Here is an 11,985-nt window from a genome sequence, read left to right as displayed (position 1 = left end):
CAAAGGAACCTCAAACGAGGTTACATAATAAGCTCTACTGGCTTAGTTCACTAGCACACTGTTGAGTTCTCAAACAACACGCAGAAGTCTCTGCATATCTTCAAGCTTTGTTGTGTCTGGACCAGACTCTACCCCACCGGTAATCCGGAGATTTCCTCGGGGGGTGGACATCCGTCCAGGCCAGGACCACCCACTCTACCACACTCGGTGGGAGCTTGGTTCGTGATCCCCGCGCCGCCCGGTCTCCCTGGCGACGAAGAGAAGATTACATGCCCCCGAACCCCCCTGAAACAGGGGGGTCCCTTAAGGGCGAAACCGCAGGTCAGGCCAGCAAACGGACGCCACCGGTGGTCCGCTTGCCCCGGCGCACCACGAGCCACCGGCCGTGCAGCGCGTCGGACGCGTTCGGGCGCCACTCCTCGTCGGCGACCTTCACGTTGTTCACGTACGCCCCGCCTTCCTTCACGGTGCGCCGCGCCGCGCCCTTGCTGTCCACGAGTCCGGGCGCGAGCAGGAGGTCGACGATCGTCGGCTCGTCGGACAGCCGGACGTCCGCGGTGGGCACCTCACCCATGACCGCGTCCAGCGTCGACTCGTCGAGCTCGGTCAGCTCCCCCCGGCCGAACAGCGCCTGGCTCGCCAGCGTGACCTGCCTCGTCTGCTCAGCGCCGTGCACGAGCGTGGTCAGCTCCTCCGCGAGCTTCCGCTGCGCGGCTCGCAGCTGCGGCTTCTCCTCGGTCAGCCGGGCGAGCTCGTCGATCTCCTCGCGGCCGAGGAAGGTGAACATCTTCAGGTACGGGATCACCTCGGCGTCCCCGACGTTCACGAAGTACTGGAACCACGCGTACGGCGAGGTGAGCGACGGGTCCAGCCAGACGTTCCCACCGCCGGTGGACTTGCCGAACTTCCGGCCCTCGGAGTCCGTGACGAGCGGCGTCGTCAGCGCGTGTGCCGTGCCGCCGTCCACCTTCCGGATGTAGTCGACCCCGCCGATGATGTTCACCCACTGGTCGTTGCCGCCGATCTGCAGCTTCGTCCCGTACTTCCGGTACAGCTGCAGGTAGTCGAACGACTGCAGGAGCAGGTAGCTGAACTCGGTGTAGGAGATGCCGTCGGAGGCGAGCCGGCGTTTGACCGTGTCCCGCGCGAGCATCGAGTTCAGCGAGAAGTGCTTGCCGACGTCACGCAGGAACTCCAGGGCGGAGACGTCCTTGAACCAGTTCATGTTGTTCTCGATCAACGCCCCGGTCGGCGAGTCGTCGAACACCACGAACTTCTCGAGCTGGGCCCGGATCTTCTCGAACCGCGCCGCGGTGAGCTCCGGGCTCACCATCGTGCGCTCCCCCACGTCCCGGGGGTCGCCGATCTGCCCCGTGGCGACACCGCCGAGCGCGATCGGCCGGTGCCCGGCCTGCTGGAACCGGGCCAGGGTCAGCAGCTGGACGAGGTGACCGGCGTGCAGGCTGTCGGCGGTCGGGTCGAAGCCGCCGTAGAGCGTGAGCGGGCCCGCGTCCAGGTCCTTCCGCAGCGCGTCGAGGTCGGTGGAGTGCGCGATGAGCCCGCGCCAGGAGAGTTCGTCGAGGATGTGTTCGCTCACGTCTCGATACTCCCGTACCAGGTCAACCGGCTTTGTTCCGGGTGGCCCGGCCGCCGCGGCGGTAGGCCGACACCGCGGGCGAGTCGATCCAGAACCGCCACCGGACGTCGATCGCGGCCGCCACCCCGACCCGCGGTCCGGTGTGGATCCGCTCCACGGGGTCTCCCGCCAGGAGGCGCACGGGCGAGTTCGGATCGGTCAGGTCCGCACCGTTGTGCTCGGGACCGATCCGCAGCGCGGAGGTCAGCCGGGCAGGCCCCTGAGCGAGCTCGTGCTCCCGGCGCGCGGCCTTGCGCCGCACCTTCGCCACGTCCACGCCCGAGACGACCTCGGCCGCGCGCAGCAGCACCGCGCCCGGCTCGCCGTCCTCGCACCCGACGACGTTCGCGCAGAAGTGCATGCCGTACACGAAGTAGACGTACAGGTGCCCGGCGGGGCCCCACATCACCTCGTTGCGCGGGGTCCGTCCCCGGTAGCAGTGCGACGCCGGGTCGTCCTGCCCGCGGTACGCCTCCACCTCGACGAGCCGGGCGGCGACCGTGCCCTCCGGCGTCGTCGTCTCGATCACCGCACCGAGCAGCAGTCGCGCCAGGTCCAGGGGGTCGACGGCGAGTTCTTCGCGCTCGAACAGCCTCATCGCAGGATCACGCTGCCCGTTCGCGTGGTCAGCTCGGCTTCGAGGCCGGGCCGGTCGCCCCGGTCGATCCGGAGCGACTGCCCGAGCGCCCCCACCTCGCGCGCGATGACCTCAGGCGAGGGATGCACGCAGCGGAACGACACCAGCCGGACGGAGTGCTCCAGCGTCTCCGCGGGATGCGGCGAGTCGTGCCAGTCGATCAGGAACGGCACCAGCCCGTCCCCGCCGGGCGGAAACGCCAGCTCCCATTCGAGCAGGACACCGTCCGGACGGCGGCGAGACATGGGGATCGGGCCGAGCAGCTCCGGGTCCGGAAAGCCCGAGACCCGCGCCGCCCACGTGACCAGGCGCGGCCCGGTCAGCTCGTCGATGCCGAACGAGCGCGGCTCCGCCGGGTCCGGCTGCTCCGGATCGGGGCCGATGACCTCCAGGTACGTGTCACCGCCCAGGCCCGCGAGGAAGTTCCGGGTGCCGCGCCCGACGTGCGGACCACCGGCCGTGAGGGGAATGCCCTGGTCACGCAACACCGCCACCGTCGTGTCGAGGTGCGGTGTCGCGTAGACCAGGTGGTCGATCGTCACAGGCTCAATGTGTACCGGAAACCCACTCCCGGAACCCGGTCACCCTGTCCTCCAGCCGCGAGAGCTGCTCCGCGACGCGAGCCGGAGCCGTGCCGCCGCGGGCGTCGCGCGAGGCGACCGAACCCTCGACTGTCAGCACCTCACGCACCTGCGGCGTGAGCGCCGGCGAGATCTTCGCCAGTTCCTCGTCCGTCAGGTCCTCCAGGCCGGCGCCGCGCGACTCCGCGACCCGGACGCACTCCCCCGCCGCCTCATGGGCGACGCGGAACGGAACCCCTTGGCGCACGAGCCATTCCGCGATGTCGGTGGCCAGCGTGAACCCGGCCGGCGCCAGCTCCGCGAGCCGTCCGGTGTGGAACGTGAGCGTGCCCAGCATTCCGGCGATCGCGGGGAACAGCAGCTCCAGCTGCTCGACGGAGTCGAAGACCGGCTCCTTGTCCTCCTGCAGGTCCCGGTTGTACGCCAGCGGCATCGCCTTGAGCGTGGCGAGCAGGCCGGTGAGATTGCCGATCAGCCTCCCGGACTTGCCGCGGGTCAGCTCCGCGACGTCCGGGTTCTTCTTCTGCGGCATGATCGAGCTGCCGGTGGCCCACGCGTCGTCGAGCGTCACGTAGCCGAACTCGGCGGTGTTCCAGATGATCACCTCTTCGGCGATCCGCGACAGGTTCACGCCGAGCATCGCGAGCGCGAACGCGAACTCCGCCGCGAAATCCCGCGAAGCCGTGCCGTCGATCGAGTTCTCGACGCTCGCGGCGAAGCCCAGCTCCTTCGCCACCGCCTCCGGATCGAGGCCGAGCGAGGAACCCGCCAGCGCACCCGAGCCGTACGGCGACTCGGCCGTGCGGTCGTCCCAGTCCCGCAGCCGGCTCACGTCCCGCAGCAGCGCGTGCGCGTGCGCCAGCAGGTGGTGCGCCAGCAGGACCGGCTGCGCGTGCTGCAGGTGCGTGCGGCCCGGCAGGATCGCGTCCGGATGCCGCTTCGCCTGCGACACCAGCGCGTCCACGACGTCGAGCGCGCCCGCCGCCGTGCGGCGCGCCGCGTCCCGCAGCCACATGCGGAACAGGGTCGCGACCTGGTCGTTGCGCGACCGGCCGGCGCGGATCTTGCCGCCCAGCTCGGTGCCCGCCCGCTCCAGCAGCCCGCGTTCGAGCGCCGTGTGCACGTCCTCGTCCTCGAGAGTGGGCGTGAACGCGCCCGACGCGACGTCGTCGGCGAGCTGGTCGAGCGCCTTCAGCATCGCGGCCAGCTCGTCCTCGGACAGCAGGCCCGCGTTGTGCAGCACGCGGGCGTGCGCCCTGGAACCGGCGATGTCGTAGGGCGCCAGGCGCCAGTCGAAGTGGGTCGAGGCCGACAGCTTCGCCATCGCCTCGGCCGGCCCGCTGGCGAACCGGCCGCCCCACAGCTGCACCGGCTGGTGTCCCTCGGTCATGAACCTCAGCTCTTCTGGTCGCGCTTCGCGGCGATCTTGCTCGGCAGGCCCCACAGCTGGACGAAGCCCTTCGCCAGGCTCTGGTCGAACGTGTCGCCCTCGTCGTAGGTGGCCAGGTTGAAGTCGTACAGCGAGTGCTCGCTGCGGCGGCCGGTGACCACCGCGGTGCCGGCGTGCAGGCGCAGCCGGATCTCACCCGTGACGTGCTCCTGGCTCTTGGCGATGAACGCGTCCAGCGCGTCCTTGAGCGGCGAGAACCACAGGCCGTCGTAGACCAGCTCGGTCCAGCGCTGCCCGACCTGGCGCTTGAACCGGGCCAGGTCACGCTCGACGGTGACGTTCTCCAGCTCCTGGTGCGCGGTGATCAGCGCGATCGCGCCCGGCGCCTCGTAGACCTCGCGGCTCTTGATGCCCACCAGGCGGTCCTCGACCATGTCCAGCCGGCCGACACCCTGCGCGCCCGCGCGCTGGTTCAGCTGCTGGATCGCCTCCAGCATCGTGACCGGCTTGCCGTCGATCGCGACCGGCACGCCCTTCTCGAACGTGATGACCAGCTCGTCCGGCGCCTGGAAGTTGACCGTCGGGTCCTCGGTGTAGGAGTAGACGTCCTTGGTGGGCGCGTTCCACAGGTCCTCGAGGAAGCCCGTCTCGACGGCGCGGCCCCACACGTTCTGGTCGATCGAGAACGGGGACTTCTTGGTGACGTCGATCGGCAGGTTGCGCTCCTCGGCGTAGGCGATCGCCTTCTCGCGGGTCCATGCGAAGTCGCGGACCGGGGCGATGACCTTCAGGTCCGGCACCAGCGCGCCGAGACCGACCTCGAAGCGGACCTGGTCGTTGCCCTTGCCGGTGCAGCCGTGCGCGACCGTCGTGGCGCCGTGGTACTTCGCGGCCTCCGCCAGGTGCTTCACGATGACCGGCCGCGACAGCGCGGAGACCAGCGGGTAGCGGTCCATGTAGAGCGCGTCGGCCTGCAGCGCCGGCAGGCAGTACTCGTTCGCGAACTCGTCCCGCGCGTCGGCGACGACGGCCTCGACCGCGCCGCAGTCCAGCGCGCGCTGGCGGATCGTGTCCAGGTCCTCACCGCCCTGACCGAGGTCGACCGCCACCGCGACCACCTCGGCCCCGGTCTCCTCGGCGATCCAGCCGATGCCCACCGAGGTGTCCAGCCCGCCCGAGTAGGCGAGCACTACCCGCTCCGTCATTGCCCGTTCTCCTTGTTCCTCGAAGTCTTCAGTCCAAAGTAGACGACCGCCGCGCGAGCGCGGTGAAGCGGTCGGCCAGGTCCCGTCCGGTCAGCGGCTCCCTGGCGATCACCGCGACCGTGTCGTCGCCGGCGATCGAGCCGACGACCTCCTCCAGCGCCGCCCGGTCGATCGCGCTGGCCAGGAACTGCGCGGCGCCGGGCGGCGTGCGCAGCACCGTGAGGTTGCCCGAGCAGTCCGCCGAGACCATCAGCTCGGCCAGCAGCCGCGACAGCCGGGAGGTACCGCCCTGCACCCCGCGCACCGGGCTGCCGTCCTCCGGGATGACGTACACCGGTGCGCCCGAGTCCGCGCCCCGCAGCTTGACGGCGCCGAGCTCGTCGAGGTCCCGCGACAACGTAGCCTGCGTGACCTCGATGCCCTCGGCCGACAGCAGCTTGGCCAGCTCGGTCTGGCTGCGGATCGCCATCGTGGACACCAGTTCGGTGATCCGCGCCTGGCGAGCCGCGCGACTCATCGTCGTTCGCTCAGCAACCACACCAACAGCGCTTTCTGTGCGTGCAGCCGGTTTTCGGCCTCGTCCCACACCGCGCTCGCCGGCCCGTCGAGCACCTCGTCGGTGATCTCCCAGCCGCGGTGCGCCGGCAGGCAGTGCAGGACGATCGCGCCGGGCGCCGCCTGGGCCAGCAGCTCGCTGTTGACCTGCAGCTTGCGGAACGGCGTGACCCTGTCGAGCCCGTCGTTCTCCTGCCCCATCGACGTCCAGGTGTCCGTCACGAGCACGTCGGCGCCCTCGACGGCCTCCTTCGGATCGGTGTAGACCGCGACGCCGCCGCCGGTCTGCGCCGCCCGCTCCTTCGCCGCCTGCGTGACCTCCGCGAGCGGCTGGAACCCCTCCGGCGACACGACCCGGACGTGCAGCCCGGCCGTGGCGCCGCCGAGCATCAGCGAGTGCGCCATGTTGTTGGCGCCGTCACCGAGGTAGGTCAGGGTGAGCCCGGCGAGCTTCCCCTTGCGCTCGCGGATGGTCTGCAGGTCGGCCAGCACCTGGCACGGGTGGAACTCGTCGGTCAACGCGTTGACGACCGGCACGCTCGCCGCGGAGGCCATCGCGTTGAGCCGCTGCTGCGCGAACGTCCGCCACACCACCGCGTCGACGTACCGCGAGAGGACGCGCGCGGTGTCCTCGATGGTCTCCTCGCGGCCGAGCTGCATGGAGCGGCCGTCGACGATGATCGGGTGACCGCCGAGCTGACTGATGCCGACCTCGAACGACATCCGGGTGCGGGTGGAGTTCTTCTCGAACAGCACCGCGACCGACTTCGGGCCCCCCAGCGCGCGGTTGCCGAGCGGGTCCTTCTTGAGCTCGTCGGCGAGGTCGAGGACGGCGAGCTGCTCCTCGGGGGTGAGGTCGTCGTCGCGGAGGAAGTGGCGGGGCATGTCAGTCCTTCGGGTTCGCGGAGTCGAGGGCGCCGGGGAGTGCCGCGAGGAAGCCCTGGGCCTGCTCCTCGCTGAGGATCAGGGGCGGCGCGAGCCGGATGGCGTCCGGGGCGACCGGGTTGACGAGGTAACCGGCGTCCTGCGCGGCCTTGGCGACCGCGGGGGCGACCGGTTCGCGCAACGCGATCCCGATCAGCAGGCCCGCGCCGCGGACGCCGCCGACCAGCGGGTGCTTCAACTCCTCGACGCCGGTGACGATGTCCTTGCCCAGCGCGGACACGTGGTCGTTGAGGTTGTCGCGGGCGATGGTGCGCAGCACGGCGAGGCCCGCGGCGCAGCACACCGGGTTGCCGCCGAAAGTGGTGCCGTGCTGGCCCGGCTTGAGCAGGTCCGCGGCCGCGCCGACGCCGATGGTGGCGCCGAGCGGCAGGCCGCCGCCGAGGCCCTTGGCGAGGGTGAACACGTCCGGCGTGATCCCGGCGCGCTGGAAGGCGAACCACGTGCCGGTGCGCCCGATGCCGGTCTGCACCTCGTCGAGGATCAGCAGGGCGCCGGTGTTCTTGGTGATCTCGCGCGCGGCCTGCAGGTAGCCGTCGGGCGCGGGGATGACCCCGCCCTCACCGAGGATCGGCTCCAGCACGACCGCCGCGGTCTCCTCGTCCACCGCGGCGCGCAGTGCGTCGACGTCGCCGAAGGGGACGTGCGTGACGCCCGGCATGACGGGCTCGAACGGCTCGCGCTTCGCCGGCTGGCCGGTGAGCGCGAGCGAGCCCATCGTGCGGCCGTGGAAGGCACCCTCGCACGCGACGATCTTCGTGCGCCCGGTAAGCCTGCTGATCTTGATCGCGGCCTCGTTCGCCTCCGCGCCGGAGTTGACGAACAGGACCTTCGCGTTGCCGGTCAGCCCGGCGACGTCCAGCAGGGCCTCGGCGAACTCGACGGCGACCGGGTTCACGTACAGGTTCGAGGTGTGCCCGAGCTTCGTGATCTGCTCAGTGACCGCGCGCACGACCTCGGGGTGGGCGTGACCGAGCGCGTTCACCGCGATCCCGCCCAGCAGGTCGACGTACTCGTTGTCCTCGGCGTCCCAGACGCGCGCGCCCTCCCCGCGGACCAGCGTCAGCTGCGGTGTGCCGTAGTTGTCCATGAGCGCGGACCGCCAGTGCGCCTGGCCGTCCACATTGGACGTTATCGGGGTCATGAGGGCTCCTCTTCGGGCAGGACCATGGTGCCGATTCCGCGGGAGGTGAACACTTCGAGCAGGACGGAGTGGGCGATGCGGCCGTCGATCACGTGCGCGCCGCGGACCCCGCCGCGGACGGCCTTCGCGCACGCCTCCATCTTGGGGATCATGCCGCTGGCCAGTGACGGCAGCAGCTGTTCGAGCCGGTCGACGCGGATGCGGTCGACGAGCGAGGAGCGGTCCGGCCAGTTCGCGTACAGGCCCTCGACGTCGGTGAGCACGACCAGCTTCTCGGCTCCCAGCGCCGCGGCGAGCGCACCGGCGGCGGTGTCGGCGTTGACGTTGTGCACCACACCGTCGACGTCCGGGGCGACGGTGGACACGACGGGGATGCGCCCGGCGTTGACGATGTCGAGCACCGCGGCGGGGTTCACCGACGCGACCTCGCCGACCAGCCCGACGTCGACCGCTTCGCCGTTGACCGTCGCCTGCTTGCGCTCGGCGATGAACAGCTGGGCGTCCTCGCCGGAGATGCCGACGGCGTAGGGGCCGTGCGCGTTGATCAGGCCGACCAGCTCGCGGCTGACCTGCCCGACCAGGACCATGCGCACGACGTCCATCGTCTCGGGCGTGGTGACGCGCAGGCCGCCCTTGAATTCACCCTCGATGCCGAGACGGCCCAGCATCGCGGTGATCTGCGGCCCGCCGCCGTGCACCACGACCGGGTGCAGCCCGGCGAGCCGGAGGAACACCATGTCCTGCGCGAACGCGTGCTTGAGCTCGTTGTCGATCATCGCGTTGCCGCCGTACTTGACCACGACGGTGGCGCCGTGGAAGCGCTGCAGCCACGGCAGGGCCTCGATGAGGACGCCGGCCTTCTCGGCGGCGGTGGCGAGCCGGTCGTCGGCCGGCACGAGGGCTTCGGAAGGCGTCATGAGGAGTACGCGCTGTTCTCTTCGACGTAACCGTGCGACAGGTCGGTGCTGTAGATCGTCGCCGTGCTGGTGCCGACACCGAGGTCGATCAGGATCTCGATCGCACGGCCGGACAGGTCGGCGGCCGAGCGGTCGGCGGCGGTGGTGCCGTGCGCGAACAGCGTGACGCCGTTGATGGTGATCGACACCGTCTCCGGGTCGATCTCGGCCTGGGCGCGGCCGAGCGCCATCGCGACGCGGCCCCAGTTCGGGTCTGAGCCGAACAGTGCGGTCTTGACCAGGTTGTCCTCGGCGACCGTGCGGCCGACGTTGATCGCGTCCTGCTCGCTCGCCGCGCCGCGGACGACGATGTCGACGTCCTTCGTGGCGCCTTCGGAGTCGGCGCGCAGCTGGTAGACGAGGTCGAGGCAGACCGCGGTGAGCAGCTCGGTGAAGTCGTCCAGCTTCGGGGCGATCCCGCTGGCGCCGGACGCCAGGAGCAGCACGGTGTCGTTGGTCGACGTGCCGCCGTCGACGTCCAGCCGGTCGAACGTGACCCGCGTGGCGGCGCGCAGGGCCGCGTCGAGCGCGTCCGGCTCGATCGAGGCGTCGGTCGTGACGACCGAGAGCATCGTCGCGAGGTTCGGCGCCAGCATGCCGGCGCCCTTCGCCATGCCGCCGATGCCCCAGCCGCCGGCGTGCGTCTTGTAGGTGTGCTTCGGCTTGGTGTCGGTGGTCATGACGGCCGTGGCCGCGGCGACGCCCGCCTCCGGTGTGTCCGCCAGCGCCTCCGCCGCCGTGTCCACTCCGGACAGGACCGCGTCCATCGGCAGCCGCTCGCCGATGAGGCCGGTGGAGCACACGGCGACCTCGACCGCTCCGGTGTCGAGGACCTTCGCGACCTTCTCCGCCGTCGCGTGCGTGTCCTGGAACCCGCCGGGCCCGGTCGCGGCGTTCGCCCCGCCCGAGTTGAGCACCACGGCACGCAGCCGCTGGTGGCGCAGCACCTCCTGGGACCACAGCACCGGCGCGGCCTTGATCACGTTGCGGGTGAACACGCCGGCGGCCGCCTGCTCGGGGCCGTCGTTGACGACGAGCGCGAGGTCCAGCGCGCCGGACGCCTTGATCCCGGCGGCCACTCCGGCGGCGCGGAACCCCTTCGGTCCGGTGACGGTCACGGGGCGACTCCTACGGTCGAAAGTCCGGTGGTCTCAGGGAGACCGAGGGCGAGGTTCATGGACTGGACGGCACCACCCGCGGTGCCCTTGGTCAGGTTGTCGATCGAGGACACCGCGACCAGCCTGCGCGCGTCGCGGTCCACGGTCACCTGCAGCTGCACGTTGTTGGAACCCAGCGTCGCCGCCGTGGTCGGCCAGGCTCCCTCGGGCAGCAGCTGCACGAAAGGCTCGTCGTCGTACGCCTTCTCGTACACCGCCCGCGCGTCCGCGGTGTCCATATCGGACAACAGCGGCGCGCTCGCGGTGGTGAGGATCCCGCGCGGCATCGGCGCGAGCACCGGCGTGAACGACACCGTGACCGGCTGCCCCGCCACGAGACCGAGGTTCTGCGCGAACTCCGGCGTGTGGCGGTGCGCGCCACCCACCCCGTAGGCGCTCGCGGACCCCATCACCTCGGACCCGAGCAGGTGCGGCTTCAGGCTCTTGCCCGCGCCGGACGTGCCGGTGACCGAGACGACGGAGACCTCGGGTCGCACGAGCCCCGCGGCCAGCGCCGGTGCGAGCGCCAGCGTGCCGCCGGTCGGGAAGCAGCCGGGCACCGCGATCCGCTTGGTACCCGCCAGCTTTTCGCGGGCACCGGGCAGCTCGGGCAGGCCGTAGGGCCAGGTGCCCGCGTGGGTGCCGCCGTACCAGCGCTGCCAGTCCGCCGGCTCGCGCAGCCGGTGGTCGGCGCCCAGGTCGACGACCAGCACGTCGGGCCCGAGCTGCGCCGCGATCTCCGCCGAATGACCATGCGGCAGCGCGAGGAAGACGACGTCGTGCCCGGCGAGGGTCTCCGCCGTCGTCTCGCGCAGGACACGGCCGGCCAGCGGGGCCAGGTGGGGCTGGTGCTGCCCCAGCGGGGTACCCGCGCTGCTGGCAGCGGTCAGCACGCCGATCTCCACTTCCGGGTGCACGAGGAGCAGACGCAGGAGCTCGCCACCCGCGTACCCGCTCGCCCCGGCCACCGCGACCTTCACCGTCATACGAATGATTATGCATGACAGCGCAAGGTCAATCAACGGCGGGTGTGTCACGCTGAGGGATGATGGATGGCGGCTCCTTTCCGGGGTTCGGAATTTTCACAGGTGGGCGGCCGGTGCCGGTCGTCGTGCCGGGCGCCGGGTTCGTACTGGCCGCCGCCGGACGCGACAGCCCGTGCGAGGGTGCGGACACCGTGGCCCAGCCGTCGGCCCGGCCCGAGCAGCCCGAGCGAACGTGCGGACACCGGGCAGCCCCCGGGTGGGGGCGGCACGCAACCCGCCGGACCAGCCCTGTGACCGGACCGAGCGCCCGGTCACGGGGCACCTCGGGGACGGCATGCAACCGCGGACCCGACAGTCTGAGCGGCCCGAGCGAACCTGCCGACACGGACCACCCCCGGGGGGTGCAACCGCCGGACCAGCTCAAGTAACCCGAGCCAAGCGAGCATCCGGACACCGGGCAGCCCCGGGTGGGGCGGCACGCAACCCGCCGGACCCGACAGCGAGCAGCCGAGCAGCCGAGCAGCCGAGCAGCCGAGCAGCCGAGCAGCCGAGCAGCCGAGCAGCCGAGCGAGCGTGCCGACACTGGGGCGGGCGATGCGACCGCCGGACCAGCGCGACCAGCCCGAGCGAGCGTCCGGACACCGGGCAGCCCCGGGTGGGGCGGCACGCAACCGCCGGACCCGACAGCCCGAGCAGCCCGAGCGGCCCGAGCGGCCCGAGCGGCCCGAGCGGCCCGAGCGGCCCGAGCGAGCGTCCGGTCGCAGGGCAGCCCCGGGTGGGGGCGGCACGCAGCCGC

The 11,985-nt window shown here is 71.3% G+C and carries 11 protein-coding genes; all 11 read right to left on the bottom strand.

What is annotated here, in order from left to right:
* Positions 1-322: 322 nt before the first annotated feature.
* The 11 genes from tyrS to argC are packed head-to-tail and all read right to left on the bottom strand — an operon-like array spanning position 323 to position 11,189.
* The gene (gene tyrS, locus FHX82_RS16980) at positions 323-1,597 is read right to left on the bottom strand and encodes a tyrosine--tRNA ligase (RefSeq protein WP_145938976.1); all 1,275 of its coding nucleotides are present in this window, start codon (positions 1,595-1,597) and stop codon (positions 323-325) included.
* Positions 1,598-1,619: 22 nt separating this feature from the next.
* The gene (locus tag FHX82_RS16975) at positions 1,620-2,234 is read right to left on the bottom strand and encodes a DNA-3-methyladenine glycosylase (protein WP_145938977.1); all 615 of its coding nucleotides are present in this window, start codon (positions 2,232-2,234) and stop codon (positions 1,620-1,622) included.
* A complete protein-coding gene (locus FHX82_RS16970) occupies positions 2,231-2,815 on the bottom strand; it encodes a VOC family protein (RefSeq protein WP_145938978.1) in 585 nt (194 codons plus the stop codon). Before FHX82_RS16970 ends, FHX82_RS16975 begins: the two co-directional genes overlap by 4 nt.
* Before the next feature lie 4 nt (positions 2,816-2,819).
* Positions 2,820-4,244, bottom strand: a complete 1,425-nt coding sequence (gene argH, locus FHX82_RS16965; protein WP_145938979.1) for an argininosuccinate lyase — start codon at positions 4,242-4,244, stop codon at positions 2,820-2,822.
* A 5-nt stretch (positions 4,245-4,249) separates the two neighbouring features.
* Positions 4,250-5,449, bottom strand: a complete 1,200-nt coding sequence (locus tag FHX82_RS16960) for an argininosuccinate synthase (RefSeq protein WP_145938980.1) — start codon at positions 5,447-5,449, stop codon at positions 4,250-4,252.
* A 28-nt stretch (positions 5,450-5,477) separates the two neighbouring features.
* Positions 5,478-5,966 (bottom strand): arginine repressor, encoded by a 489-nt coding sequence (locus tag FHX82_RS16955; protein WP_145938981.1) that lies wholly within the window; start codon positions 5,964-5,966, stop codon positions 5,478-5,480.
* Complete coding sequence (argF, locus tag FHX82_RS16950) at positions 5,963-6,889, bottom strand: ornithine carbamoyltransferase (RefSeq protein WP_145938982.1); 927 nt, start codon at positions 6,887-6,889, stop codon at positions 5,963-5,965. The genes FHX82_RS16955 and argF overlap by 4 nt, the downstream gene beginning before the upstream one ends.
* 1 nt (position 6,890) lies before the next feature.
* A complete protein-coding gene (locus FHX82_RS16945) occupies positions 6,891-8,090 on the bottom strand; it encodes an acetylornithine transaminase (protein WP_145938983.1) in 1,200 nt (399 codons plus the stop codon).
* Positions 8,087-9,007, bottom strand: a complete 921-nt coding sequence (argB, locus tag FHX82_RS16940) for an acetylglutamate kinase (protein ID WP_145938984.1) — start codon at positions 9,005-9,007, stop codon at positions 8,087-8,089. Before argB ends, FHX82_RS16945 begins: the two co-directional genes overlap by 4 nt.
* Positions 9,004-10,164 (bottom strand): bifunctional glutamate N-acetyltransferase/amino-acid acetyltransferase ArgJ, encoded by a 1,161-nt coding sequence (gene argJ, locus FHX82_RS16935; protein ID WP_145938985.1) that lies wholly within the window; start codon positions 10,162-10,164, stop codon positions 9,004-9,006. Before argJ ends, argB begins: the two co-directional genes overlap by 4 nt.
* Positions 10,161-11,189, bottom strand: coding sequence for an N-acetyl-gamma-glutamyl-phosphate reductase (gene argC / locus FHX82_RS16930; RefSeq protein ID WP_145938986.1), 1,029 nt, complete (start codon positions 11,187-11,189; stop codon positions 10,161-10,163). Before argC ends, argJ begins: the two co-directional genes overlap by 4 nt.
* Positions 11,190-11,985: the final 796 nt, after the last annotated feature.

The organism is Amycolatopsis bartoniae (assembly GCF_014191255.1).
In the GTDB taxonomy this organism is placed as follows: Bacteria; Actinomycetota; Actinomycetes; order Mycobacteriales; family Pseudonocardiaceae; genus Amycolatopsis_E; species Amycolatopsis_E bartoniae.
The sequence above is the reverse complement of the archived record's forward strand: the minus strand, read 5'-3'. Positions and strand labels throughout refer to the sequence as shown.

Coding starts and splice junctions, on each gene's coding strand:
- FHX82_RS16975 (WP_145938977.1), bottom strand. CDS start 2,234: ATGAGGCTGTTCGAGCGCGAAGAACTCGCCGTCGACCCCCTGGACCTG.
- argH (WP_145938979.1), bottom strand. CDS start 4,244: ATGACCGAGGGACACCAGCCGGTGCAGCTGTGGGGCGGCCGGTTCGCC.
- FHX82_RS16960 (WP_145938980.1), bottom strand. CDS start 5,449: ATGACGGAGCGGGTAGTGCTCGCCTACTCGGGCGGGCTGGACACCTCG.
- FHX82_RS16955 (WP_145938981.1), bottom strand. CDS start 5,966: ATGAGTCGCGCGGCTCGCCAGGCGCGGATCACCGAACTGGTGTCCACG.
- argF (WP_145938982.1), bottom strand. CDS start 6,889: ATGCCCCGCCACTTCCTCCGCGACGACGACCTCACCCCCGAGGAGCAG.
- FHX82_RS16945 (WP_145938983.1), bottom strand. CDS start 8,090: ATGACCCCGATAACGTCCAATGTGGACGGCCAGGCGCACTGGCGGTCC.
- argB (WP_145938984.1), bottom strand. CDS start 9,007: ATGACGCCTTCCGAAGCCCTCGTGCCGGCCGACGACCGGCTCGCCACC.
- argC (WP_145938986.1), bottom strand. CDS start 11,189: ATGACGGTGAAGGTCGCGGTGGCCGGGGCGAGCGGGTACGCGGGTGGC.